Source organism: Pseudotabrizicola sp. (assembly GCF_030684215.1).
Taxonomy (GTDB): Bacteria; Pseudomonadota; Alphaproteobacteria; order Rhodobacterales; family Rhodobacteraceae; genus Pseudotabrizicola.
Genome location: NZ_JAUXOV010000056.1, coordinates 47302 through 72420 on the forward strand (window position 1 = coordinate 47302; position 25119 = coordinate 72420).

Genomic DNA, 25119 nt, shown 5'->3' on the forward strand with positions numbered 1-25119 from the left:
GCTTGACTGGCCTGCCCTTGGTGATAGCAACATCTGACCATCCGGTCAAAACCCATTCGCGCGCCGCAAGGCCGCCCCAACAGGAACCCCACTCGCCATGGCGCTGGATCGCAAAGCCCCGAACGACCTGAATGCTTTTTGGATGCCCTTCACCGCAAACCGCCAGTTCAAGAAAAACCCGCGGATGCTCGTTGCGGCAAAGGACATGCATTACACCACCTCTGATGGCCGTCAGGTGCTGGACGGAACGGCGGGTCTGTGGTGCTGCAACGCGGGCCATTGCCGCCCCAAAATCACCGAGGCGATCCAACGGCAAGCGGCAGAGCTGGACTATGCCCCGGCCTTCCAGATGGGCCACCCGGTTGCGTTCGAACTGGCCAACCGCATCATCGAGATTGCGCCCAAGGGCATTGAGCATGTATTTTACACGAACTCTGGCTCGGAAAGCGTTGAAACTGCGTTGAAATTGGCAATCGCCTACCACCGCGCCAAGGGTCAGGCCACCCGCACCCGTTTGATTGGGCGGGAACGTGGGTATCATGGGGTAAACTTTGGCGGCATCTCGGTTGGCGGCATCGTCAACAACCGTCGGCATTTTGGAAGCCTTCTCAATGGGGTGGACCATCTTCCTCATACGCATCTGCCGGATAACAACCGCTGGTCGCGCGGTCAGCCGGAACATGGCGCGTATCTTGCAGATGATCTGGAAAAGCTGGTGGCGCTGCACGGCGCGGAAACCATCGCGGCGGTCATCGTGGAGCCCGTTGCAGGGTCAACAGGGGTGATACTGCCGCCTAAAGGGTATCTGGAAAAGCTGCGCGCGATCACCAAAAAGCACGGTATCTTGCTGATTTTTGATGAGGTCATCACCGGATTTGGCCGTCTTGGCGCGCCCTTTGCCTCGCAGTATTTCGACGTGTTGCCCGACATGATGACCACCGCCAAGGGCCTGACCAACGGGGTGATCCCCATGGGGGCTGTGCTGACCACGGCAGAACTGCACGACGCCTTTATGGACGGGCCCGAGAACATGATCGAGCTGTTCCATGGCTATACGTATTCCGGCAACCCCATTGCATCGGCCGCCGGAATAGCCACGCTGGAGACCTACAAGGAAGAAGCGCTGTTTGAACGTGCCGCCGAAATCGCGCCCTATTGGGAAGATGCACTGCACAGCTTGCGCGACTCACGTCATGTTATCGACGTGCGCAACATGGGTCTGATCGGCGCGGTCGAGTTGGATCCGATTGCAGGCGAGCCTACAAAACGGGCGTTCAGCGCGTTTTTGGCGGCTTACGACAAAAACATCCTGATCCGCACAACAGGCGATATCATCGCCATGTCACCGCCGCTGATGATCACACGCGACCAGATTGACACGCTGATCGGCACGCTGGCCGATGTGCTGAAATCGCTGGACTAAGCGTGCGCGATCACCCGGTTAAATATCTGTGACTGGCCACAGCGTTTCGGGGGCAGGATCGCCCTCGAAAAACGCCTCGTGCTCGGCACGGATGCGGCGGATCTGCACTTTGATCCGTGACAGATGTGCGTGCATCGCCGCCATCGCACGCAAGGCGTCCCGGTCACGCAGCGCCGCCATGACTTTCAGATGGTCGCCGTAGGCATCCTTTGAGGCGAAGGACAGCGACAAAAACCGTACCCTGTCCATATGCGCCTTGTTCTCGCGGATGATGTCCCAGGCAAAGCCGTGGCCGCTACGCTCGCAAATCTCACGGTGGAACAGATCGTCCAGAGCGTGAAAGGCAACCGGATCACGCGCATCAGCCGCCAGGCGCTGCTGTTCAAGCACATCGTCCAGCGCGGTCAGGTCATCATCTCTCAGACGCTCGCAAGCCATCCGCACCGTTTCCGCCTCGATGGCCGAGCGGATGAACCGCGCCTGCATCACCGCCGCCTCGGAAATGGCAGAAATGACGGTGGCGCGTTGCGGGCGGATGGTCAGAAAGCCCAGCGTTGACAGCCGGTAGAACGCATCGCGCACCGGCTGGCGTGACACGCCCATGCCCTTTGCCACATCCACCTCTGACATCTTGGTGCCGGGGGGCAGGTCAAGGGCAAGAATCTGGCGGTGCAGTTCTTCAAACACCGTATCCGTCACAGAAGGCCGCTGAACCGGCTCCAGAAGTTTTAGAAGCGTGCTTTCGGCCATCTCTCGCTCCGTTGACAGGTTTCGCATACTAGCATATTAGTTTGCATGTGACTTGAAAAGCGTCTTTCGCCCACCAAGCACGAGGGGGAGGAAAAAATACGTGACATTGCTGGACAAAGATCGGCTTTTCCCCATCGAATCAGGCGCTCGTGGACTTGCAAGCGCGCTCTACGACACGGTCGCCGACCTGCCGATCATCAGCCCGCACGGCCATACTGACCCTGCGTGGTATGCCACCGATGACGCCTTTCCCGACCCGGCGCAACTTTTTGTCACGCCCGACCACTACGTGTTCCGGATGCTGTGTTCGCAGGGCATCGCGCTGACCGATCTGGGGGTTCCGCGCGCCGATGGTGGCCCGGTCGAAACGGATGGCCGCAAGATCTGGCACCTGTTTGCGCAGAATTATCATGTGTTCCGGGGCACGCCGTCTCGCATGTGGCTGGATCACGCGTTCGAGACCGTGTTCGGCTTTGATGTGCCGCTGTCTGCAACCACAGCAGATGATTATTACGACCGGATAGACGCCGCCCTTGCCACCCCCGCCTTTCGCCCCCGCGCGCTGTATGAGCGGTTCAATATCGAGGTGATCTCTACCACCGATGGCGCGCTGGACGATCTGTTTTGGCACCAACAGATCCGCGACAGCGGCTGGCAGGGCCGTGTTGTTCCCGCCTACCGCCCCGATGCCGTGGTGGACCCGGAATTTCCGGGCTTTGCCCAGAATGTGGCCCTGTTGGGCGAAATGACCGGCGAAGATACCGCAACATGGGCGGGCTATCTGACCGCGCACCGCATCCGGCGGGCGTTTTTCAAAAGCTACGGCTGCACGTCATCTGACCACGGCCACGCCACCGCCCGCACCGAAGATATGGCCCCGGATCAGGCGGCGCAATTGTTCGCGCACGCCCTGCGCGGCGCATGTTCCGCCGACGAGGCCGATGCATTTCGCGGCCAGATGTTGACCGAAATGGCGCGGATGAGCCTTGATGACGGGTTGGTGCTGCAAATCCACCCCGGATCACGGCGCAACCATTCCAACACGGTGCAGGCGATGTTTGGCCGCGACAAGGGGTTCGATATACCGGGCCGCACCGATTACGTGACCGCCCTGCGCCCGCTGCTGAACGCAGTGGGCATGGATACGCGCCTGTCAGTGATTGTGTTTACGCTGGACGAGTCGTCTTACGCCCGTGAACTGGCGCCGCTGGCCGGGGTCTATCCGGCGCTGAAGCTGGGGCCGGCATGGTGGTTCCACGACAGCCCCGAAGGCATGCGTCGCTTTCGCGAGATGACCACCGAAACGGCGGGCTTTTACAACACAGTGGGCTTCAACGACGACACCCGCGCCTATCTTTCGATTCCCGCGCGCCATGATGTGGCCCGCCGCGTGGATTGCGCCTTTCTCGCCACGCTTGTCCGCACCGGCAGGCTGGCTGAGGGCGATGCATACGAGGTCGCACACGACCTTGCATACCGGCTTGCAAAACAAGCCTACCGGCTGTGAAGCCATTCAACGGGAGGAGACTACAATGAAAAAATTCAACACCTTGGCCGCTGCCCTGCTGGCATCTGTGGCTTTTGCAGGGGCAGCTTTTGCCGAATGCGAAGTGACCCTGAAATCGTCGGACACGCACCCCGACGGGTATCCGACCGTGGACGCGGTCAAGCATATGGGCGAATTGCTCAAAGAGCGCAGTGCGGGCCGCATTTGCGTGGAAGTGTTCCATTCGGCCCAGTTGGGCGAGGAGAAGGACACAATCGAGCAGACCAAGTTCGGCGTGATCGACTTTAACCGTGTGTCGATGGGTCCGTTCAACAACATCATTGAAGAAACCAAGGTCGTCTCGCTGCCCTTTATCTTCCGCGGCACCGACCACATGCACCGCGTGATGGATGGTCCGATCGGCGACGAGATTCTGGCCGCGTTTGAGCCGCATGGCTTTGTTGGTCTGGCCTATTTTGACGGTGGTTCACGGTCGTTTTACAACAAGCAAAAGCCGATCACCTCGGTTGACGACCTGAAGGGCATGAAAATCCGCGTGATGCAGTCAGATGTGTTTGTGGACATGATGACCGCCCTTGGCGCCAATGCGACCCCGATGCCGTATGGCGAGGTCTATTCCGGCATTCAGACCGGGGTGATTGATGGGGCTGAAAACAACTGGCCATCGTTCGAGTCGTCGGGCCACTATGAAGTTGCGGGCTATTACACCCTGAACCAGCACCTGATCGTGCCAGAGGTACTGGTGATGTCAAAGGCCAGCTACGACAAGCTGAGCGCCGAGGATCAGGCGCTGGTCAAGCAAGCCGCCAAGGATTCCATCCCCGTCAACCGCGAGCTTTGGGCTGCGCGTGAAAAGGTGTCGGAAGAAAAAGTCCGCGCGGCGGGGGTCGAGGTGATCTCGGATATCGACAAGACCCCGTTCATCGAGGCGATGGTGCCGGTGTATGAAAAGCACGCCAACACGCCAAAGCTGCAGGATCTGGTTCAGCGCATTCAAGCGACCGAGTGATCTGACCCAGCCACAGGACCGGGGGATTCACTCCCCCCGGCCCCCCTGTGGAGTATTTTGACCAAGATGAATGAGCGTCGCACGCAGCAGGAGGCCATTGATGCAACCGGGTTTGAAGACGCTTGCCGTCTGGCTGGGCTATGTCGCGAAAGCTGCCCTTTGGGTGGCGGGGGCCGGGTTGGTTGCCATGACGGCTATCATCGGGGCACAGGTATTTTTCCGCTATTTGTTGAATGATTCCATCATCTGGAGCGAGCCGGCTGCGGTGATCCTGATGGGATGGTTCATCTTTCTGGGGGCTGCTGTTGGCATCCGCGAAGGCTATCACCTATCATTCGACATCCTGCTGTATCTGGTGTCGCACCGGGTAAAGATGGTGCTGTTTTCGCTGTCAGACCTTGTGGTTACCGGTTTTGGGGTCGGCATGGTCTGGTTTGGCGGGCAGTTGATGGTGTCGGCTTACGGTATCACCCTGCCCTCGCTTGGCATCACCGGGGCGGTGGATTTCATCCCGCTGGTGGTGGGCGGCGTGCTGATGGTGATTTTTTCACTGGAACGTCTGGCGCGGCGGGCGGCGGGATTGCCGACGGCGCGCTTTGGCGAAACTGAACTCGAAGAGGTGGCGTGATGGAGCTTTGGGTTCTTTTTGGCACCTTCGCGCTGCTGTTGGCGATCGGGACACCTGTGGCGTTCTGTCTGGGCGTGTCCAGCTTCGCCACGGTGCTGTATCTGGGCCTGCCGCCGGTGGTGGTGTTCCAGCGGCTGAATTCCGGCGTGTCAGTGTTTGCGCTGATGGCGATTCCGTTTTTCATCTTTGCCGGTGAGGTGATGGTGCGCGGCGACATTGCCCGGCGGCTGATTGCGGTGGCAGGGGCTGCGGTGGGGCACTTCCGGGGCGGTTTGGGGCAGGTCAACATTGCCTCATCCGTGCTGTTCGGCGGCATTTCGGGATCAGCCGCGGCAGATGCCTCGGCCATCGGCGGGCTGATGGTGCCGCAGATGAAGGAACGCGGCTATGACGTTGATTATGCAGTCAATATCACCGTGGTCAGCTCTATCATCGCGCTGATGCTGCCGCCAAGCCACAACATGATCATCTATTCGATCTCGGCCGGCGGTCGCCTGTCGATTGCCGATCTGTTCACCGCAGGGATCATTCCGGGCATCTTGCTTGCGCTGGCACTGGCGGCGGCGGCATGGTGGGTGGCGCGCAAGAAGGGTTATCCGACAGAGGCGTTTCCGGGCTGGGTTGTGCTGGGCCACCTGTTGATCGCTGCCATTCCGGGGCTGATGCTGATTGTGATTATCTTTGGCGGAGTGCGGTCTGGGGTGTTCACCGCGTCAGAATCGTCGTGCATCGCGGCGATTTACGCGCTGGGAGTGACAACACTGGCCTATCGCACCATGGGCTGGAACGATTTCGTGGGCGCGGTCAAGGCGGCGGTGCGCACCACGGCGATGGTATTGCTAGTGATCGGATGCGCGGCATCTTTTGGTTGGCTTCTGGCATATCTGAAGGTTCCAACGGCAATGATTGCGCTGATGCAAAGCGTCAGCAACAATCCGATCGTGATCCTGCTGTTGATGAACGTCATCCTGCTGATCCTTGGCACCTTCATGGACATGTCGCCGCTGATCGTGATCACCACGCCGATTTTCCTGCCTGTAGCCGTGGCCTTTGGGGTGGACCCGGTGCATTTCGGGGTGATCCTTGTGCTGAACCTTGGAATCGGGCTTTGCACGCCACCTGTCGGCGCGGTGCTGTTTGTCGGCTGTGCGGTTGGCAAGATTTCCGTCTGGCAGGCGGTACGCACGATCTGGCCGTTCTATGGCGCGGCCTTTGGAACCCTGATGCTTGTCACATACATCCCGGCACTGTCCTTGTGGCTGCCAGCCCTGTTCCGTTGAGGCCCCTATGACCTATGCTATTGTTGAAACCGGTGAGAACGTGACGCGGCAGGTGTTGGCCGATGCGCCTGAGCTGATGACCGTGGCCTTCCGCTTTGCCGCCGCTGGGGCTGTGGGCGCGCTGCACCATCACCCCCATGTGCAATCGACTTTTGTGCAATCGGGGCGGTTCCGGTTCACGGTTGAAGCGCGCGATTTCGAAGTGGGGCCGGGTGATGCTTTTGTCATCCCCTCCAACGCCGTTCATGGCTGCGTCTGCCTTGAGCCCGGCACACTGATCGACGGGTTCACCCCCCGTCGGAATGATTTTCTCTGAAAGGATACCCTATGCTGACTGTTGAAACCCGTCAGGCAATTTCCGCCAATGAGGCCAAGGGCATGGACACCACCGCCCTGCGTGCCAATTTTCATGGCGAGGGGTTGTTTCAGGACGGCCAGGTCCGGCTTTTGTATACGCATTACGACCGGATGATTGTTGGCGGCGCGGTGCCGGCAGGCAAGGATCTGGTGTTGGATCAGGTCAAGGAAGCGGGCACTGCCAGCATTTTGGACCGTCGTGAAATGGGCATCGTCAACATCGGCGGCGATGGCACTGTAACGGCGGGCGGTGAGACTCATGCGCTGTCCAAGGGCGATGTGCTTTACTTGCCGATGGGCGCGGGGGCTGTCACCTTTGCGGGTCAGGGCCGATTCTACATCAACTCTTGCCCGGCGCATCACGCCTATCCGGCGCGCCTGATAAAGCTGGAGGATGCCAAAAAAGTCACGCTGGGCGCGGCCGAAACCGTGAACCACCGCACCATCAACCAGTTCATCCACCCCGAGGTGATGACCTCGTGCCAGTTGGTGCTGGGATATACCCAGTTCCATGGTGGCTCGGTCTGGAACACGATGCCAGCCCACCTGCACGACCGCCGGATGGAGGCGTATCTGTATTTCGACATTCCCGAGGGCCAGCGGGTGTTTCACTTCATGGGCGACCCGGCCGAGACCCGGCATCTGGTGATTGCGAATGAAGAGGCCGCGATTTCGCCGCCATGGTCGATCCACTGTGGCGCGGGCACGGCCAGCTATACCTTTGTCTGGGCGATGGCGGGCGACAATGTGGATTACCGCGATGTGGAAATGGTGAAGATGGAGGATTTGCGGTGAACCCGTTTTCTTTGTCCGGCCAGACAGCGCTTGTCACCGGGGCCAATACCGGCATCGGTCAGGCCATAGCCGCCGCCATGGCGCGGGCTGGTGCGCATGTGATTGCAGCGGGGCGGTCGTCTTGCGCCGAGACCGTGGCGATCACGGGCGGTGAGGCGTTGCAGCTGGACTTTGCCGATCCGATGGCCGCGCGTGACGTGTTCGCCAGCCGCCCCATCGACATTCTGGTGAACAATGCGGGCATCATTCGCCGCGCGGACTCGGTGGAGTTCACCGAAGAAGACTGGGATGCGGTGATGGATGTGAACCTTAAGGCGGTGTTCTTCACCTGTCAGGCTTTTGCACGCGCGGCACTGACGCGGGGCGGTGGGCGGATTGTGAACATCGCATCCTTGCTGTCGTTTCAGGGTGGCATCCGGGTGCCTTCCTATACCGCGTCCAAGCATGGTGTGGCGGGGATCACCAAACTGCTGGCCAATGAATGGGCAGCAAAGGGGATCAATGTGAATGCCATCGCGCCCGGCTATATCGAGACCAACAACACGCAAGCCCTGCGTGCAGACCCCGCGCGCAACGCGGCCATTCTGGACCGAATTCCCGCCGGACGCTGGGGCCGCGCGGATGATATCGGTGAGGCCGCCGTGTTCCTGTCCTCTCCTGCCGCCGCCTATATTCACGGAGCGGTTCTGAACGTTGATGGAGGCTGGCTTGCCCGCTGATCGCCTGACCCGAAGTGCCCCTGCCGTTCCGGTGGGCATCGTTCACCTTGGCCTTGGCGCGTTTTTCCGTGCCCATGGCGCTGTGTACATCGAGGAAGCCATGTCGGCCTCGGGTGGCGACTGGGGCATCCTTGGCGTGTCGCTGCAATCAACCACGATGCGCGATCAGCTGACCCCGCAGGGCGGCACCTATACGGCACTGGAGCTGGGGCCGGATGGCGAGACCCTGCGCCATGTGCAATCGGTGCAGGGCGTGCTTGTCGCGCGTGAAGACCCCGGCGCGGTGCTGGAGGCGATGGCCGATCCGGGGGTAAAGATTGTCAGCCTGACGGTCACCGAAAAGGGGTATTGCCACGAGCCCTCAACGGGGCGGCTGAATCTCCGGCACCCCGATATCCTGCATGACCTGGCCACCGCCCTGCCCGTTTCGGCCCCCGGTTTTCTGGTGCGCGCTTTGGCCTTGCGACATGCGCGCGGGCTTGCTGCCTTTACCGTGCTGACCTGCGACAACCTGCCCAACAACGGCCAAGTCGTGCGCGGCGTGGTGCTGGACCTTGCGCGCGCCATTGATCCTGCACTGGCCGATTGGATACAGGCAGAGTGCCGCTTTCCCTCCACCATGGTTGACCGCATCGTGCCTGCCACCAAGCCCGAAGACATCGCGCGGGTGGCGGCGCTGATCGGCGCGCAGGATGCGGCCCCGGTCCTGCACGAACCGTTCCGGCAATGGGTGGTAGAGGATGATTTCATCGGCGGGTTGCGCCCCGATCTGGGCGCGGTGGGTGTGCAAATGGTGGCGGATGTCACCGAATATGAGCACATGAAGCTGCGCATGTTGAATGGCACCCATTCGTCGCTGGCCTATCTGGGGTATCTGTCGGGCCATGAAACCATTGCCGATTGCATGGCTGACCCTGTGCTGGACCGTTTCGTGCAATCGTTGTGGTCGCGTGAGATTATCCCGGCGCTGACCCCGCCCGAAGGTGTCAGTCTTGCGGATTATGCGGGCGCCTTGCACGCGCGTTATGCCAATCCGTCGATCCGCCACCGCACCTGGCAGATCGCGATGGATGGCAGCCAGAAACTGCCGCAGCGAATCCTTGGCACGTTGGAGACGAACCTTGAGGCAGGCCGCCCCTGCCCCGGCCTGATGCTGGCGGTGGCGGCATGGATGATCTATGTGCGCGGCACCGATCTGACCGGGGCCCCGATTGAGGTCAAAGATCCACTCGCCCCCCGTCTGCGCGAGGCTGCAACCTCAGCCGATCCGGTCGGCGCGCTGCTTGGCTTGCGCGCGGTGTTCCCCGAAGCATTGGCAAACAGGCTAGAGCAGCCCCTGCGCAACGCTTATGCAACCTTGGTGAACCAAGGGGCCAAGGCGGCGATGGAGACGCTGGCCTGACGCATTGGGGCGATGACATGGCCGATGGGCCTGTCATCGCCCCTTTTGCCACCCTGTCCGTGAACCGGGCCAAACCCTTTCAGTGAAATGATGGATTTTCGTCATTCCATGCGCGCTATTTCGTCAGAAATGATGGATAGCGCCTGCTGACCCGTTGACCAAAGACACCGTCTGACGCACCTTTCGCGCAACTCGCAGCTAGGGGAGGCGCTGCGTTCTACATCATTCACGCTTTGACTGGCCTTCACTGGCTATCGGCATTTTATGCCTGTCATTCAGTGGGTTATGTCCAATGACAGCGCCACCCGACATCACGTCGCCCCGTGCAGATACGCCGGGCAGAAAAGGACCACCATGACCGTCAGATTCGCAATCCTTGGCGCAGGCCGCATCGGCAAGGTTCACGCAGGCGCAGTGGCCGCCGTTCCCGGTGCCAGCCTTGTGGCCATCGCCGACCCGGTTCCTGCCGCCGCGCAGGCGATCAGAGATGCCTATGGCTGCGATGTCCGCACAATTGACGCGATCCTTGCCAGCCCCGATGTCGATGCCGTGGTGATCTGCACCCCAACCGACACCCATGCCGACCTGATCGAGCGTTTTACCGCCGCCGGAAAGGCCGTTTTCTGCGAAAAGCCGGTCGATCTGTCGCTGGCCCGCGTCAAGGATTGCATCAAGGCGGTGGCGAATGCCAAAGGCACGCTGATGGTCGGCTTCAACCGTCGCTTTGACCCTGATTTCATGGCCGTAAAAGCCGCAATTGATGCGGGCAAGGTTGGCCGCGTGGAAATGGTCACAATCACCAGCCGCGACCCTGGCGCGCCGCCCCCCGAATACATCACCCGCTCTGGTGGCATGTTCCGCGACATGACGATCCATGATTTCGACATCGCCCGCTGGCTGTTGGGCGAGGAAGTGACCGAAGTTTTCGCCTCGGCTTCCGTTCTGGTCGACAAGCGAATTGGTGAGTTGGGCGATTTTGACAGCGCAAACGTGATCCTGCGGACGGCCTCTGGCACGCAAGCGATCATCACCAACACCCGCCGCGCGGTCTATGGCTATGATCAGCGGATAGAGGTGCTGGGGTCCACGGGCATGGTGGCCGCCGAAAACCACGGCGAAAACCGCATTACGCTGGCCGATAAGGACGGGTTCCATGCGGCCCCGCTGCTGAACTTCTTTATGTCGCGCTATACCGCCGCCTATGCCAACGAAATCGCGGCTTTTGTGGCATCAGTGGCATCAGGCGCGCCAACGCCCACCACCGGGCATGATGGCCTGATGGCGCTTGCCTTGGCCGAGGCCGCGCTGAAATCGGTCGCCGAGGGGCGCATGGTCAAATTGGCAGAGGTTCTGTGATGCGGGATCTGGACCTTATCACCATCGGCCGCAGTTCGGTTGACCTTTACGGCGCGCAAGTCGGCGGGCGGCTGGAGGATATGGCCAGTTTCCAGAAATACGTTGGCGGCAGCCCCACCAATATGTCGGTGGGAACCGCACGGCTGGGGTTGAAATCGGCCCTGCTGACGCGGGTGGGCGATGAACACATGGGCCGCTTTATCCGCGAACAGCTTGCGCGCGAAGGCGTCTGCGTGGATGGCGTCAAGACCGACCCAGAGCGGTTGACGGCACTTGTGCTGCTGGGCATCCGCGACGAGCATCGCTTTCCGCTGATCTTTTACCGCGAAAACTGCGCCGACATGGCACTGTGTGAAGATGACATCGACCCCGGTTTTATCGCCCGTGCGCGGGCGGTGGTGGCGACGGGCACCCATCTTTCGCACCCCCGGACTGAAGCTGCGGTGATGAAAGCGCTGCACCTCGCGCGCGATAATGGCGCGCAGACCGCGCTGGATATCGACTATCGGCCCAACCTTTGGGGGCTTGCCGGGCATGGCGATGGCGAAAGCCGGTTCATCGAATCCGCTGCTGTTACCGCCAAGCTGCAATCCACGCTGCACCTGTTCGATCTGATCGTCGGCACGGAAGAAGAGTTCCACATCGCAGGCGGCACCACCGATACCATCGCTGCGTTGCGCGCGGTGCGGGCGGTGTCTGGTGCCACGCTGGTGTGCAAACGCGGACCGATGGGGGCTGTTGCCTTTACCGCCGATATTCCGGGCAGCCTTGATGACGGCGAGGCCGGACCCGGCTTTCCCATCGAGGTGTTCAACGTGCTGGGCGCGGGTGACGGGTTCATGTCGGGCCTGCTCAAGGGCTGGCTGGATGGTGAGGCGTGGCCGGTGGCGCTGAAATATGCCAATGCTTGCGGTGCCTTTGCCGTATCACGCCATGGTTGCGCGCCCGCCTATCCGTCCTGGGAGGAGCTGCAGTTCTTCTTTGCCCGCGGCGTGGTCAACCCGGCCCTGCGCCATGACGTTGCCCTAGAGCAAATCCACTGGTCCACCAACCGGACCGGCGATTGGCCCGATATGCGCGTCTTCGCCTTTGACCATCGGATGCAGCTGGAAAATCTGCCGGGTGCGAATATCAAAAAAATAGGCGTTTTCAAAGAATTGTGTCTGAAATCTGCGCATTTGGTTCAACAGGGCCGCCCCGGTTACGGCATCCTGTGCGACAACCGTTTGGGGCGCGATGCGCTGCATGCTGCGGCGGAATCCGGTCTTTGGATTGGCCGTCCGGTGGAATGGCCAGGTTCGCGTCCACTGACGCTGGAGCCAGAGCTTGGGCCTGATTTCGGCGGGCTGTCCGAATGGCCGCTGGCGCATGTGGTCAAGGTTTTGTGCTTTTACCACCCCGACGACAGCGCTACGATGAAGGCCGACCAAGAGACCACAGTCACCCGTTTGTTCCACGCCGCACGCCGCAACCGGCTGGAGTTTTTGCTGGAGGTGATCCCGTCGAAAGCCGGGGCCGTCACCGATCAGACAACCGCAGACGTGATCCAGCGGTTCTATGACATCGGCGTCTTCCCGGACTGGTGGAAGCTGGAGCCGATGCAATCGGACGCCGCATGGCAGGCCGCCTGCGATGCTATTACCTGCAACGACCCGCACACGCGCGGCATAGTGGTGCTGGGCCTTGGAGAGTCGGAGGACAGGCTTGCCGCCAGCTTCGCCGCTGCCGCCCGCTTCGATCTGGTCAAAGGTTTTGCCGTTGGCCGCACTATCTTTGCCGACGCGGCGGCGGGCTTTATGGCCGGAACCACGCCCCCCGAACAGGCGGTCACCATGATGGCCGATACCTACACCCGGCTATGCGCCCTTTGGGATGCCAGCCGGGCAGCGAAAGGATAGACAATGGCCACGATCCGACTGACCGCCGCGCAGGCGATGATGCGCTATCTGTCCGCGCAACTGAATGAGGATGGCGAGACCTATCTTGCGGGCGTGTGGGCGATTTTTGGCCATGGCAATGTGGCTGGGATCGGCGAGGCTCTGCACGGGCTGAAGGACACATGGCCCACATGGCGCGGCCAGAATGAGCAATCAATGGCCCATGCGGCGATTGCCTATGCAAAGCAGATGCGGCGCACCCGCGCGATGGCGGTCACCTCGTCTATCGGGCCGGGGGCACTGAACATGATCACGGCGGCTGGGTTGGCCCATGTCAACCGCCTGCCGGTGCTGTTCGTTCCGGGGGATGTCTTTGCCGGGCGTGGCCCTGACCCGGTGCTGCAACAGCTTGAGGATGCCACCGATGGCAGCCTGTCGGTCAATGATTGTTTCAGGCCGGTCAGCCGCTATTTCGACCGCATTACAAGGCCGGAGCAGTTGCTGACAGCCCTGCCCCGCGCGCTGCGCACCATGACCGACCCGGCTGAGTGTGGCCCTGTCACCCTGTCCTTTTGTCAGGATGTGCAGGCGGAGGCATATGATTGGCCTGAAGCCTTTTTCACGCCGAACGTCTGGCGCACCCGCCGCCCGCATCCCGACCCGGTCGAGTTGGACCGTGTGGCCGCCCTGATCCGTGCGGCCAAGCGCCCGGTGATCATCGCCGGGGGTGGGGTGCATTTCTCGGGCGCGGATGCGGCATTGGCCGCGTTTGCACAGCGCTTTGATATTCCGGTGGTCGAGACGCAGGCCGGAAAATCGGCGCTGCCGTGGGACCATGCGCTGAACCTTGGCCCTGTTGGTGTGACCGGGGCCAGCAGCGCCAATGCGGTGTGCGAAAGTGCAGATCTGATCCTTGGCGTCGGCACACGCTTTCAGGATTTCACCACAGGGTCGTGGGCCTTGTTCAAGCACAAGGACCGCAAACTGGTGTCGATCAACGTCGCCGCCTATGATGCGATGAAACATGGGGCCGAACCGCTGTGCGCCGATGCGCGTGTCGCGTTGGAATTGCTGCAAACCGCGCTTGGCGACCACCGCTGCCAGCCCCCGCCAAAGGGGCTGAAAGCAGCGTGGTTTGCCGCCGTTGACCCGCTGACCGACGCACCGGGCGATGCAAACTCCCTGCCAACCGACCAGCAGGTGATCGGTGCCGTGCAACGCGCAAGCCACATGGAAACCGTGGTGATGTGCGCGGCTGGCACCATGCCGGGTGAGTTGCACAAGCTGTGGAAAGCACCACGCGCCGGAGCCTATCACATGGAATACGGCTTTTCCTGCATGGGCTATGAGATTGCCGGGGCCATGGGTATCAAGATGGCGCAACCGGGCCGCGATGTGATCTGCATGGTGGGCGATGGCAGTTATATGATGATGAACTCGGAAATGGCGACTGCTGCGATGATGGGGATAAGCTTTGCCGTCGTCATCACCGACAACCGGGGCTACGGCTGCATCAACCGGCTGCAAATGGGCACGGGCGGGGCAGAGTTTAACAACCTCTATGCTCATGCCAACATAGAGACCCAGCCCCGGATCGACTTTGCCGCACATGCGAACGCGATGGGGGCCACGGCGGTCAAGGTCACGTCGATTGCCGGGCTGGAGGCCGCACTTGCCAAGCGCGATGCGGTCAAAGGCCCCTATGTAATTGTGATAGACACCGACCCCTACCCCAGTACACCGCATGGCGGGAACTGGTGGGATGTGGCGGTGCCCGAAATCAGCCCCCGCCCCGGTATGGCCGAGGTGCGCGCGCAGTATGAAACCCAACGGAAAGACCAAGCATGATCCGCTTTGGAACCAACCCCATCGCCTGGGCCAATGATGATGACCAGACCATCGGGGCCAATATCGCCACCAGCCGCATTCTGGATGAAGCGGGCCGCCAGATCGGCTTTGACGGGATCGAGAACGGCCACCGCTGGCCCGATGAGCCAGAGGCCCTGCGCGCGCTGTTGGCCGACTATGGGCTGGTGTTTATCTCGGGCTGGTATTCCACCAACCTGCTGGTGCGATCGGTCGAGGATGAGATTGCCGCCTGTCAGGCGCATCTGGCCAAGCTCAAGCACAATGATTGCACCGTAATGATCGTGTGCGAGACGTCAAACGCCATTCTTGGGGCGCCCTGCCCGGTAAATGACCGCCCGCGCCTGTCGGATGCGGAAATGGTGGAGTTTGGCGTGAAGCTGGAGGCGTTTGCCGCCTATCTGACGGGGCAAGGCATCACGCTGGTCTATCATCACCACATGGGCACGATCGTTGAATCTCCCGAAGATATCGACGCGCTGATGGATGCGACCGGGCCGCACACGCATTTGTTGTTCGATGCGGGGCACTGCGCCTTTGGCGGCGGTGATCCGGTGGCGGTGCTGACCCGCCATGCCGCGCGTGTGCGCCATTTCCACGCCAAGAACATCCGCCCCACCATCACCGCGCGGGTGCGGGCCGAGGGATTGTCGTTTTTGCAAGGCGTGGTGGCCGGGGCCTTTACCGTGCCCGGCGATCAGGACGGTGGCATTGATTTCGCTCCGCTTTTGCAGGTGTTGGCCAACGTGGGCTATGATGGCTGGATCGTGATCGAAGCCGAGCAAGACCCCGATGCACGCAACCCGCTGCTGTATCAGACGCTGGGTCTGGCGACACTGAAACGGTTGTCTGCGCAGGCCGGGTTGATCTGAGCCAGACAATATAAGGGGGCAGCCCCCACCGACGTTTTTGGGAAGGTGCACGATGAGTAATCTCTTGATAAAGCCGCAGGGCCTTGTGGGTAAGGTGCATGACATCACCCCCGAAAGCGCAGGCTGGGGGTATGTAGGGTTTCAGCTTTACCGGCTGGAGACGGGCGATACCGCCAGCGGCGCGCTGGAGGATCGTGAGGCAATCTTCGTCTTTGTTGAAGGCAAGGGCCAGTTTTCCGGTGGCGGGCACGATTGGGGCGTGCGCGGGGATCGCCTGAGCGTGTTTGAGAAAACGCCGCCCCATGCGGTCTTCCTGCCCGAAGGGTCAGACTGGGCGGTGACGGCCACGACACCGCTGACGCTGGCGCTTTGCACGGCGCCGGGGGCTGGCAAACATGCGGCGGCCGTGATCGGGCCAGAAGGTGTGCCGCAGCTTGTACGCGGCAAGGGCACCAACACCCGGCATATCAATGCCATCGCGATGGAAGAACGCGATGTGGCGGGCAGTTTGTTGGTGACAGAAGTGTTCACCCCGCCCGGCCACTGGTCCAGCTATCCGCCGCACCGGCATGACGAAGACAACTTCCCCCACATGACCTATCTGGAGGAAACCTATTACCACCGTCTGAACCCATCCGTGGGTTTTGGCATCCAGCGCGTGTTCACCGAAGATGGCAGTCTGGATGAAACGATGGCGGTGGCGGATGGCGATGTGGTGCTGGTGCCGCGTGGCCACCACCCCTGCGGGTCACCCTATGGCTATGAGATGTATTATCTCAACGTGATGGCCGGGCCGCTGCGCAACTGGCGGTTCCAGAACCACCCTGACCACGACTGGATCGCTAAGCGCGACGCCTGATTTCAGATTATTTACAAGAGTTTGGGGCAGCTTTGCCCATTTGGCCCGGTCCCAGGACCGGGCTTTTTCATGGCGTGCGTGATCCGGTCCAAGCAGGTTTCAGGTGCTGCGGCGAGTGTCATCAAGCTTTCACATAACTGTTTTATGAGCGTCATCGACACGCTTTAGGCAAGGCGCAGGCCGAGTCGTCGGTCACCAGACATTCAGGAGAGTTCCATGAAATCACTTCACATCACGGCGTCAGTTCTGGCGATGGTCGCCGTTTCGGCAACCGCTGCCGCAGCACGCGATCAGGTTCGGGTTGTCGGCTCGTCGACCGTGTTCCCTTACAGCCAGGCCGCTGCCGAAAACTTTGCCAATGCCACCGGTATGTCAGCACCTGTTGTCGAATCGACCGGCACCGGCGGCGGCATGAAGATTTTCTGTGAAGGCATCGGCGAAGGCTTCCCCGACATGACCGGCGCTTCACGCGCCATGAAGAAATCGGAATATGACCTGTGCGTGCAGAACGGCGTGACCGATGTAACAGAAGTCCTGATCGGATATGACGGTCTTTCCATCGCCGTATCGCGCGCCACCACCCATGACTGGGCTTTGACCGAAGAGCAGATCTATCTGGCATTGGCCGCTCAGGTTCCGGTTGATGGCGAGTGGAAAGACAACCCATACAAGACATGGTCCGATATCGACGCAGCCCTGCCAGCCACCCCTATCCTGGCTTACGGCCCACCACCCACATCCGGCACCCGTGACGCCTTTGTTGAACTGACGATGCATGACGGCTGCAAAGCCCTGCCATTCGTCAAGGATGGCGGCTTTGATGGCGCTTGGGTTACCGAAAACTGCTCGCGTATGCGCCAGGATGGTCCTTTTGTTGAAGCCGGCGAAAACGACAACCTGATCGTTCAGCGTCTGGAAGCTGACCCGAACGCCGTCGGCATCTTCGGCTATTCGTTCCTGTATGAGAACCTCGACAAGCTGCAGGGCATCGCCATCAACGGCGTCGAGCCAAATCCGGAAACCATCGCCAGCTTTGAATACGGTGTTGCGCGCCCGATCTTTGTCTACATCAAGAACGCACATCGCGGCGTGATCCCCGGCTTTAACGAGTTCATTCAGGAATTCGTGTCCGACACCGCTCTGGCAGCTGGTGGTTATCAGCAAGAGCGCGGTCTGACCGTTCTGGCCGCCGACAAACTGGTAGAAGTTCAAAAGAACACCGCCGACGCAGTAAAGTTCGAAGCGATTGAATAAGGCTTCGATGCCGCCCGCGCCCAACGCGCGGGCGGCATTCTTTTAATTTCCCTTTGGGTGCAGCATGACGCTTTTCGCCTTCGGCCTTTTACTCGCTGTCTCGTTGTTCGGGTTTCTTCTGAACCGGCAGGCCGCGCTTTCGATCAGAGCGGGCGGTCAAGCCCTGCATTCCCTGCCCCAGTTCCATGGCGGATTTTCCGCCTTGTTGATTTTTGTACCTGCATTTGTCGTGCTGATCCTGTGGTTGACGCTTCAGGGCAATGTCATCAACGCGATGATCTTGTCCGGCCTGCCGGCTGACGCGATGACCGGGCTTGAAAGTGGCCAACGTCAGTTGGTGATGGCCGAGATCGCCCAATTGTCGCGCGGTCTGACCTTTGGCACGCCCGAAGACTGGAAAATCGCCGCGTCCGAGCGCCTGATTACCCTGCGCGCGACCTCAAGCTGGCTGATGCTGGCGGTTCTGGCTGCCATTACGGCGGCAATGCTGGTCTTTGCGCGCAAGCGTGTGGCGTCTGAATTCCGTGCCCGCCAAGGGGTTGAGGGCATCATCAACGGGTTGATGATCGCGTGTTCGGTTGTTGCCATCCTTACCACCGCCGGGATCGTCCTGTCGCTGGTGTTTGAGAGCGCGCGCTTCTTTTCCATGGTGCCGCTGAGCGAATTTCTGTTTGGCACCAACTGGGAGCCGCAAATCCCGATGCGCGCCGATCAGGTTGCCGGTGCCGGGGCGTTTGGCTGGTTGCCGGTGATCCTTGGCACCATGGTTATTACCACAATCGCGATGTTGGTCGCGGTGCCGATCGGCCTGTTTTCAGCAATTTACCTGAACGAGTTTGCCTCGGCTGGTGTGCGCAAGGTGGCAAAGCCGCTGCTGGAAATTCTCGCCGGGGTGCCGACGGTTGTGTATGGCTTCTTCGCCGTGCTGACCGTGGCGCCTGCTTTGCGCGAATCTGCATCGGCCTGGGGCATTGTGATGTCGCCCAACACCGCGCTTGCTGCGGGTGGGGTCATGGCGATCATGCTGATCCCGTTTATCTCGTCCTTTGCCGATGACGCGCTGTCCGCCGTGCCGCAATCGCTGCGCGACGGCTCGCTTGCCCTTGGGGCCACACGGTCTGAGACCGTGCTGAAGGTGCTGTTTCCGGCCGCCATTCCCGGCATTGTAGGTGGTATCCTGCTGGCGATGAGCCGCGCGATTGGGGAAACCATGATTGTGGTGATGGCGGCGGGTCTGATTGCTACCATGACGATCAACCCGCTGGACAGCGTGACCACAGTAACCGTGCAGATCGTCACCCTGCTGATCGGCGATACATCCTTTGACAACCCCAAAACACTGGCCGCTTTTGCCTTGGGTCTGATGCTGTTCATCGTGACCCTCGTGATTAACGTCTTCGCTTTGCGGATCGTCCGCAAATACCGCGAAGTCTACGATTAAGGACCGCCCCAAATGACCGATATTTCAAACCACAACACCCGGTGGGGCTCGACCAAGGCCAAGGCCAACCTTGCACGACGCAAGCGGTCGCAGTGGGTTCTTCAGGGCCTTGGCATCGGCGCACTCTCGATTGCCTTTCTGATGCTCTTTCTGCTGGTCAGCTCGCTTGTGTCCACCGGTTGGCAGGCGTTCACCCAAACCCATATCAAAATGCAGTTTGCCGTCTCGGCAGAAAAGGTGAACCCCGACAACATCGCCGCCGCCAACTGGCGCGGTCTGGTGCAGGATGCAATGGTGGTGGCTCTGCCGGGGATGGAACCCGACGAGGCCCGCAAAATGGCCGGTATCCTGTCCAACGCGGCCCAGTTCCGGCTGCGCGACATGGTGGTGGCCAACCCGTCCCTGATCGGCCAGACGGTTGAGATGACGGTGCCCACCAGCGACCCCTATGACCAGCTGAACAAGGGGCTGATCGACCGCAACACGCCCGAGGTGAACCGCCGTCTGAAAGACCCCGAAATCGCGGCCTTTGACACTCTGACAGCCGACGGCCGCATCACGAAACCGCTCAACACCGCCCTGATCACCAACGCCGATTCCCGCTTTCCCGAACTGGCAGGGCTGAAAGGCGCGCTGATGGGCAGCTTTTACGCGCTGCTGACCTGCTTTCTGCTGGCCTTTCCCATCGGCATTGGCGCCGCGATCTATCTTGAGGAATTTGCCCCCAAGAACAAGATCAGCGACTTTATCGAGATCAACATCAACAACCTTGCCGCTGTGCCGTCGGTTGTGTTCGGTCTGCTGGGTCTGGCGGTGTTTCTGAACTGGTTTGGCATGCCGCGATCCGCCCCGTTTGTCGGTGGTCTGGTGCTGGCGCTGATGACCCTGCCCACCATCATCATCGCCACCCGCGCGGCACTCAAAGCGGTGCCGCCCTCGATCCGTGAGGCCGCCCTTGGGTTGGGCGCCAGCCGTCAGCAGGTGGTGTTCCACCATGTCCTGCCCTTGGCGATGCCCGGTATCCTGACCGGCACGATCATCGGTCTGGCACAGGCGCTGGGGGAAACCGCACCGCTGCTGCTGATCGGGATGAACGCCTTTATCACCGCCGCCCCCGGCAGCCCGTTTGACAGCTCTACCGCCCTGCCCACCCAGATCTTTATCTGGGCCGACAGCCCCGAGCGTGGGTTTGTCAGCCGGACCTCGGCGGCCATTCTGGTGCTGTTGGGCTTTCTGGTAACGATGAACGCTGTCGCCATCTACCTGCGCTCGCGGTTCGAGCGGAAGTGGTAGCAGCCCCCCGCTGCGCGTCAGGCGGCACAACGACAAAAGCGGCGGGTCATGATGACCCGCCGCTTTTTTGAGGGTGTAGGAGCTTGCCCCTGTAGGGACAGACGACTTGCGCAGGATGCATGGTGGGCGGGTAGGAGCCACCAATCCTTTCAACCTCAAAAAATTGCTTTGACCCTGCCGTTTGAGGTATAACTTCGGAGCGAGCTGTTCGATTGAAGATCGAAGCTTCACGCTGTCCTAGTTAAGTCCTAAAACACAAGACTTCTTTTATCTCTCGACTGAAATCTGGATCAAAGCTTTCCATCAAGAATTCACTCAAAGAAAAATTCTGAGCGATGGCCTCATAGGAGGAAGAACAGGTGTACTTATTCACTATGTTGTCTCTTGATGTTTTGTCTGACCAGTGCATTCTATCCAGTAGAAGCAAATGATCTGCGCGACTTAATTCAATAGCCTCTTCTACCATGGCCTCGCTAAGCACAAACGGGGCCTTTCGCCCTCTGAATTTAAGCTTAGAATTAAGGGCGAATTCGACTGTTGCGTCGTGTGTCGTGCGTCCAAATATTTCTCTATTCAACAATAAAAATCTCAGCAGATCAGCGCTTGAACCAATATTGGTACTGTCATTTGGATCAAAATCAAACCCTTCAATTTTTGCAAACTTTAGAAACAAGGACAGCGGGCCTTGTGAGATATCTGCAACGAAGAGATCGGAAAGATTGTTAACTTTCGCCCATTGTTCATAACCAGTGTTAAAATTCATGGTCTTCCGAACTCTGTTAAACCAATCTTTCACATCATTGGTTTCCCAACAGCCCCACTGCCACCAGCTAGCGTTAATCCAATCCACTGGGGGTCTTGTTAACATGAAAACACGAATCGGTATGCCCAAATCGTCTAGCCGGGCGGCCCAGTCTTCGTAGACCCAAGCATCGCCTAATCCTTCGTTGCTGATCACAACTGATTCGTTCGGACCAGATTGAAGTTGAATACTTTTTATGCCCTGAAAGAAGTCAGCTGGATCAGTAAAGTTAATACTACTCACAGCATAGCCATGTGCGCTTTTAATAGCAGAGGATCTAATTGCATCACCTGACAAGATGCCGCCATCTCTAGCTATGCAATAATACGATAGTTCAAAACCTTTTTGTTTTATTATGGGATTATTGCTCAAAAACTTCTGAATTGTGCTACTGGCGCATTTGCTACGACCGACGTGAAGAATAAGCTCCTTCATTGCATATCAACCTTAATCTTCTTAACGATTTTGTTTGCCTTGACGGTATATCCGACATTCCCCAAGTGGTGTGCCGGTTGGCGAATGTCGGCTTGAAGCGCGGACGGCTTGTGAAAACATTTATGAATGTGATTCCTTCCCGCAAGTTCAGACTCCGACAACACACAGCTCACAGTCGATCCAGATGTCTTCGGAACATGAATAAAAACAAGAAGGGGATTGGAGTCCTCGACAACGGGCATGAGATTTATCATTATATCAATCCCTTCATGAACGCTGAACGCTTCCAACCAATAAGCATTTGCCCCCCGAAAGGACGGTCCAAAAGCAGCGCACTGAGTTCACGAGCCTCAGTCTCCTGCAACTTATTCTGCAATCTTAGAATGTCATAGTTGTTGAACATACCACGATAAAGCCCATCCAGCTTGATGATGGGCAGGCCAATTTCCAGAAGCACCGCAGCGTTTTGATGTATCTGGCTGCCGAGCATAAAGGTTTCAGACGCAACAGCGGCAAAGGTTTCGTTTAGAATGTCATCAAATGCAGCGGATTTGTTTTTTACGTTTCGTAGCAAATAGTTGGCGAAGTCATCACGCCCAGCTATGAGGATATCCTCATTGAGATCTTTAATGTCTGCCTCAACGGAAACATCTAATTCATCATCAAGTATGTAGCGGCGAGTAATAAAACGATCAGCAAGTAGCTTGTTAATTGCCTTCACTCCAAACCGCGGCCAGTCAACAAGCGTGCTGGTGCGGCTGTCTATTATCATGGTATTCTGAAGTTCTGGACACTCTTTGATCATTTCCAAAAAGCGCACAGAACTATACAGAGCCTTGAACTGCGATGGCGTCGATACACAACGCTTAAGGACTCTGGAAAGCTTCATTTCCCCACGGATAATCACCAATGGCCGCACATCTGTCAGGCGATACGATTTCCAATATTTACGGAACCGTTCTGATTTCAGAACCGATTGCGCCATTGCAATGGCGAATGACCCAAGGTGATATTCAATCTCGTAATTCTCGGTGCTGCCCAAAACTTCCGTCTCTGACGTGATCATATCGGTCAGAAATTTATCCAGCCCGCGGGTAGAATAATACACGCTGTCATTCAGCATCAGCAAACGCGGGCAGGTCTGTTCCCATTTGCGCGCGAAAAAGTGCAGGAACCCGGTCTTGTAGCTGCCGAAGTCGCGGCCAAAATTCGGACGCTCAATATAGCAGTCAAACACCCCCTCCAGCTCTTCAGGTGCCTTCACCTTAAGCGTGTTGACCCCAAGAACATAGATGCCCTGCTGCCGCGCTGCCTGCACCAGACGAATCAAATCAGGCCGCAAACGCCCCTTTTGATAAAGAGCCAACAACATGATCGGCTGCCCGGCATAGGGGGCCTCAAAGATGACTTTGTGCTTTTTGTTCATCGTCTTGATGCGCTGAACGTTGGACTGCGCTCCAACGATCACGCGCGCAAAAGGGTAAAGCAGAGCTGAGTTGATACGGGCAAGCACATTCATAATGAGTAACACTTTCTTGGCGGGGCAGGTTTCGGCTGTTCTATGACTTGAAACACCATGATGTTCAACCAGTGCGGTACTCTTGGCGAGCAACTCCGCCGACCTGATCTGCACAGGACCAATCCGCCCCCCAAAAGCAGCGCACTTGCATAAAGATGTGGCGCTGATAGAGTAACGTCCCGGCCAATACATCCTGCCCGCCAGCGCCAAAGCTGCTCCGGGTCGGGAAGTTTGGATGGCGGTACGGATACAACTGTGAGGGTTAGGGCCATCGTTGACAGTGCAAACGCCGCGCTGCCCAAAGTGAGCGTTCTGCTGGCCCTGTACCAAGGCGAGCGCTTCTTGCAGCAACAGCTTGACAGCATCGCCGCGCAGACTGACGTGAGCTGGGATCTGGTTGTCAGTGATGACGGGTCAGTTGATTGCGGGCCGCAGATCATCCGCAATTTTGCCAATGCCTTCCCCGGACGGGTGGCCCTGCAGACTGGCCCAGGCCAAGGCGCGGTTGCCAATTTCTGCGCGCTGCTGACGTCGGTTGAGACGCAAGGCTATGTCGCGCTTGCAGATCAGGATGATGTTTGGTTCAGCAACAAGCTGGCGCGCGCCGTGACAACCCTTGCCACCGTCCCCGCCCAGACTCCCGCCTTGTATTGCAGCCGGGTAGAAATCTGTGACGCGCAATTGAAGCCGGCGGGGATGTCACGCAGGCCGAAACGCCCTGCGTCCTTCCGCCACGCGCTGGTGCAAAACCTTGTGCAGGGCAATACAATTGTCATGAACCAAACCGCAAAGCATCTGATGCAATCCGCCCTCAGGACAAGCGGGCAGATCGTTATGCACGACTGGTTCATCTATCAGATCGTGTCTGGTGCCGGCGGACGCGTGATCTACGACAAAGACCCCACACTCAGGTATCGCCAACACGACAGCAATGTGGTAGGTGCAAATGAAGGAATGCGTGCACGGCTTGCAAGTATCAAGCGCATGCTACAAGGGCAACAAAGCACATGGAGCCGCCAGAACATTGCGGCGCTCTCAAACTGCACGAGCCTGCTGACCGTAGAAAATCGCGTTCATCTGGAGACATTCCGACAGCTGGTCGAGGGCAGCGTTGTGCATCGGCTGCAGGCGATGTGGGGGGGGCAGTTCTACCGGCAAGGCTGCTTTTCTCAGGCCGCACTATGGCTGGCCGCAGCAATCGGTAGGGTTTAAAGGAGAGGCTTTGGTTAAGTTACCCCTCAACAAAGAAAGCAGTTCCGGTAAGATGCCTCCCCCAAAGACCTGTTATGTGTACTCCACAACACAAACTGTTTTAGGGCCAATGCCATATACGGAAGATACCTGGGAAACTTCTACGGAATATAATCCGACAACTCCGGCTTCCAGCCGCCGATCAAGAGTGAAGGTGAATTCTTGTTTTTCCAAAAACTCCCTCAAGAGAACATCACCATCCAAAGACCGTACGACCAACAAGTAGATTTCACGATCTTCGTTCAGAGGGACCTCAAATCCGTCCCAAGAGTCTCCCCCGAATCTAGGCTCCAGACCCATTGATTTCAGGTTGTTGGCGTGATTCAGGCTCCGCAAGGAGACCGATCCATGAGCAACCTCTACTGGCTGACTGACGAGCAGATGGCTCGGCTTAAACCCTTTTTCCCCAAGAGCCACGGGGTGC

The 25119-nt window shown here is 58.9% G+C and carries 22 protein-coding genes; 18 read left to right on the forward strand and 4 right to left on the reverse strand.

Going from position 1 to position 25119, the window contains the following annotated elements; translation table 11 throughout:
- Positions 1–97 precede the first annotated feature (97 nt).
- Complete coding sequence (locus Q8K08_RS11555; RefSeq protein ID WP_305250146.1) at positions 98–1423, forward strand: aspartate aminotransferase family protein; 1326 nt, start codon at positions 98–100, stop codon at positions 1421–1423.
- Between the two features lie 18 nt (positions 1424–1441).
- Here the strand turns inward: Q8K08_RS11555 and Q8K08_RS11560 are convergent, their stop codons facing one another.
- On the reverse strand, positions 1442–2173 hold the full coding sequence (locus Q8K08_RS11560; protein ID WP_304797040.1) for a GntR family transcriptional regulator: 732 nt from the start codon (positions 2171–2173) through the stop codon (positions 1442–1444).
- 100 nt (positions 2174–2273) lie between these two features.
- On the opposite strand from Q8K08_RS11560, the gene uxaC reads away from it, so the two are divergent.
- The 16 genes from uxaC to pstA all read left to right on the forward strand — a co-directional run bounded on the left by uxaC (position 2274) and on the right by pstA (position 20688).
- Entirely contained in the window at positions 2274–3680 is a 1407-nt protein-coding gene (gene uxaC, locus Q8K08_RS11565) for a glucuronate isomerase (RefSeq protein WP_305250147.1), read from the forward strand.
- Positions 3681–3705: 25 nt separating this feature from the next.
- Complete coding sequence (locus Q8K08_RS11570; RefSeq protein ID WP_305250148.1) at positions 3706–4689, forward strand: TRAP transporter substrate-binding protein; 984 nt, start codon at positions 3706–3708, stop codon at positions 4687–4689.
- 100 nt (positions 4690–4789) lie between these two features.
- The gene (locus Q8K08_RS11575) at positions 4790–5317 is read left to right on the forward strand and encodes a TRAP transporter small permease (RefSeq protein WP_304800192.1); all 528 of its coding nucleotides are present in this window, start codon (positions 4790–4792) and stop codon (positions 5315–5317) included.
- A complete protein-coding gene (locus tag Q8K08_RS11580; protein ID WP_304796535.1) occupies positions 5317–6597 on the forward strand; it encodes a TRAP transporter large permease in 1281 nt (426 codons plus the stop codon). The genes Q8K08_RS11575 and Q8K08_RS11580 overlap by 1 nt, the downstream gene beginning before the upstream one ends.
- 7 nt (positions 6598–6604) lie before the next feature.
- Entirely contained in the window at positions 6605–6913 is a 309-nt protein-coding gene (locus tag Q8K08_RS11585; RefSeq protein WP_304796532.1) for a cupin domain-containing protein, read from the forward strand.
- A gap of 11 nt (positions 6914–6924) precedes the next feature.
- Positions 6925–7749, forward strand: a complete 825-nt coding sequence (gene kduI / locus Q8K08_RS11590; protein ID WP_304796530.1) for a 5-dehydro-4-deoxy-D-glucuronate isomerase — start codon at positions 6925–6927, stop codon at positions 7747–7749.
- Positions 7746–8468 (forward strand): 2-dehydro-3-deoxy-D-gluconate 5-dehydrogenase KduD, encoded by a 723-nt coding sequence (gene kduD / locus Q8K08_RS11595; RefSeq protein ID WP_304796526.1) that lies wholly within the window; start codon positions 7746–7748, stop codon positions 8466–8468. Before kduI ends, kduD begins: the two co-directional genes overlap by 4 nt.
- Positions 8446–9870 (forward strand): mannitol dehydrogenase family protein, encoded by a 1425-nt coding sequence (locus Q8K08_RS11600; RefSeq protein ID WP_370654088.1) that lies wholly within the window; start codon positions 8446–8448, stop codon positions 9868–9870. The genes kduD and Q8K08_RS11600 overlap by 23 nt, the downstream gene beginning before the upstream one ends.
- Positions 9871–10224: 354 nt before the next feature.
- The gene (iolG, locus tag Q8K08_RS11605) at positions 10225–11226 is read left to right on the forward strand and encodes an inositol 2-dehydrogenase (protein ID WP_305250150.1); all 1002 of its coding nucleotides are present in this window, start codon (positions 10225–10227) and stop codon (positions 11224–11226) included.
- Positions 11226–13124 carry a 5-dehydro-2-deoxygluconokinase gene (gene iolC / locus Q8K08_RS11610; protein WP_305250152.1) on the forward strand — a complete coding sequence of 633 codons (1899 nt, stop codon included), beginning with the start codon at positions 11226–11228 and terminating at the stop codon, positions 13122–13124. The genes iolG and iolC overlap by 1 nt, the downstream gene beginning before the upstream one ends.
- Positions 13125–13127: 3 nt before the next feature.
- A complete protein-coding gene (gene iolD / locus Q8K08_RS11615) occupies positions 13128–14951 on the forward strand; it encodes a 3D-(3,5/4)-trihydroxycyclohexane-1,2-dione acylhydrolase (decyclizing) (protein ID WP_305250153.1) in 1824 nt (607 codons plus the stop codon).
- On the forward strand, positions 14948–15841 hold the full coding sequence (gene iolE / locus Q8K08_RS11620) for a myo-inosose-2 dehydratase (RefSeq protein ID WP_305250154.1): 894 nt from the start codon (positions 14948–14950) through the stop codon (positions 15839–15841). Before iolD ends, iolE begins: the two co-directional genes overlap by 4 nt.
- Positions 15842–15893: 52 nt before the next feature.
- A complete protein-coding gene (gene iolB / locus Q8K08_RS11625; protein WP_305250155.1) occupies positions 15894–16700 on the forward strand; it encodes a 5-deoxy-glucuronate isomerase in 807 nt (268 codons plus the stop codon).
- A gap of 216 nt (positions 16701–16916) precedes the next feature.
- Complete coding sequence (locus Q8K08_RS11630) at positions 16917–17954, forward strand: substrate-binding domain-containing protein (RefSeq protein ID WP_305250157.1); 1038 nt, start codon at positions 16917–16919, stop codon at positions 17952–17954.
- A gap of 64 nt (positions 17955–18018) precedes the next feature.
- Positions 18019–19395 carry a phosphate ABC transporter permease subunit PstC gene (pstC, locus tag Q8K08_RS11635; RefSeq protein ID WP_304797309.1) on the forward strand — a complete coding sequence of 459 codons (1377 nt, stop codon included), beginning with the start codon at positions 18019–18021 and terminating at the stop codon, positions 19393–19395.
- Positions 19396–19407: 12 nt separating this feature from the next.
- On the forward strand, positions 19408–20688 hold the full coding sequence (gene pstA / locus Q8K08_RS11640; RefSeq protein ID WP_305250158.1) for a phosphate ABC transporter permease PstA: 1281 nt from the start codon (positions 19408–19410) through the stop codon (positions 20686–20688).
- A gap of 241 nt (positions 20689–20929) precedes the next feature.
- Here pstA and Q8K08_RS11645 read toward each other — a convergent pair whose 3' ends face one another.
- On the reverse strand, positions 20930–21925 hold the full coding sequence (locus Q8K08_RS11645; protein WP_305250159.1) for a hypothetical protein: 996 nt from the start codon (positions 21923–21925) through the stop codon (positions 20930–20932).
- A 253-nt stretch (positions 21926–22178) separates the two neighbouring features.
- Positions 22179–23654, reverse strand: a complete 1476-nt coding sequence (locus tag Q8K08_RS11650; RefSeq protein ID WP_305250160.1) for a rhamnan synthesis F family protein — start codon at positions 23652–23654, stop codon at positions 22179–22181.
- A 93-nt stretch (positions 23655–23747) separates the two neighbouring features.
- Between Q8K08_RS11650 and Q8K08_RS11655 the strand changes: the two genes are divergently transcribed.
- Entirely contained in the window at positions 23748–24656 is a 909-nt protein-coding gene (locus Q8K08_RS11655; protein ID WP_305250161.1) for a glycosyltransferase family 2 protein, read from the forward strand.
- Positions 24657–24728: 72 nt separating this feature from the next.
- Here the strand turns inward: Q8K08_RS11655 and Q8K08_RS11660 are convergent.
- A partial coding sequence (locus Q8K08_RS11660) for a hypothetical protein (RefSeq protein WP_305250166.1) occupies positions 24729–25119 on the reverse strand: 391 nt, incomplete at its 5' end.

Excerpts from the sequence above, each read along its gene's own strand:
- Q8K08_RS11555 (WP_305250146.1), top strand. The coding sequence starts at position 98 with ATGGCGCTGGATCGCAAAGCCCCGAACGACCTGAATGCTTTTTGGATG.
- Q8K08_RS11560 (WP_304797040.1), bottom strand. The coding sequence starts at position 2,173 with ATGGCCGAAAGCACGCTTCTAAAACTTCTGGAGCCGGTTCAGCGGCCT.
- Q8K08_RS11570 (WP_305250148.1), top strand. The coding sequence starts at position 3,706 with ATGAAAAAATTCAACACCTTGGCCGCTGCCCTGCTGGCATCTGTGGCT.
- Q8K08_RS11575 (WP_304800192.1), top strand. The coding sequence starts at position 4,790 with ATGCAACCGGGTTTGAAGACGCTTGCCGTCTGGCTGGGCTATGTCGCG.
- Q8K08_RS11580 (WP_304796535.1), top strand. The coding sequence starts at position 5,317 with ATGGAGCTTTGGGTTCTTTTTGGCACCTTCGCGCTGCTGTTGGCGATC.
- Q8K08_RS11585 (WP_304796532.1), top strand. The coding sequence starts at position 6,605 with ATGACCTATGCTATTGTTGAAACCGGTGAGAACGTGACGCGGCAGGTG.
- kduI (WP_304796530.1), top strand. The coding sequence starts at position 6,925 with ATGCTGACTGTTGAAACCCGTCAGGCAATTTCCGCCAATGAGGCCAAG.
- Q8K08_RS11600 (WP_370654088.1), top strand. The coding sequence starts at position 8,446 with ATGGAGGCTGGCTTGCCCGCTGATCGCCTGACCCGAAGTGCCCCTGCC.
- iolG (WP_305250150.1), top strand. The coding sequence starts at position 10,225 with ATGACCGTCAGATTCGCAATCCTTGGCGCAGGCCGCATCGGCAAGGTT.
- iolC (WP_305250152.1), top strand. The coding sequence starts at position 11,226 with ATGCGGGATCTGGACCTTATCACCATCGGCCGCAGTTCGGTTGACCTT.
- iolD (WP_305250153.1), top strand. The coding sequence starts at position 13,128 with ATGGCCACGATCCGACTGACCGCCGCGCAGGCGATGATGCGCTATCTG.
- iolE (WP_305250154.1), top strand. The coding sequence starts at position 14,948 with ATGATCCGCTTTGGAACCAACCCCATCGCCTGGGCCAATGATGATGAC.
- iolB (WP_305250155.1), top strand. The coding sequence starts at position 15,894 with ATGAGTAATCTCTTGATAAAGCCGCAGGGCCTTGTGGGTAAGGTGCAT.
- Q8K08_RS11630 (WP_305250157.1), top strand. The coding sequence starts at position 16,917 with ATGAAATCACTTCACATCACGGCGTCAGTTCTGGCGATGGTCGCCGTT.
- pstC (WP_304797309.1), top strand. The coding sequence starts at position 18,019 with ATGACGCTTTTCGCCTTCGGCCTTTTACTCGCTGTCTCGTTGTTCGGG.
- pstA (WP_305250158.1), top strand. The coding sequence starts at position 19,408 with ATGACCGATATTTCAAACCACAACACCCGGTGGGGCTCGACCAAGGCC.
- Q8K08_RS11645 (WP_305250159.1), bottom strand. The coding sequence starts at position 21,925 with ATGAAGGAGCTTATTCTTCACGTCGGTCGTAGCAAATGCGCCAGTAGC.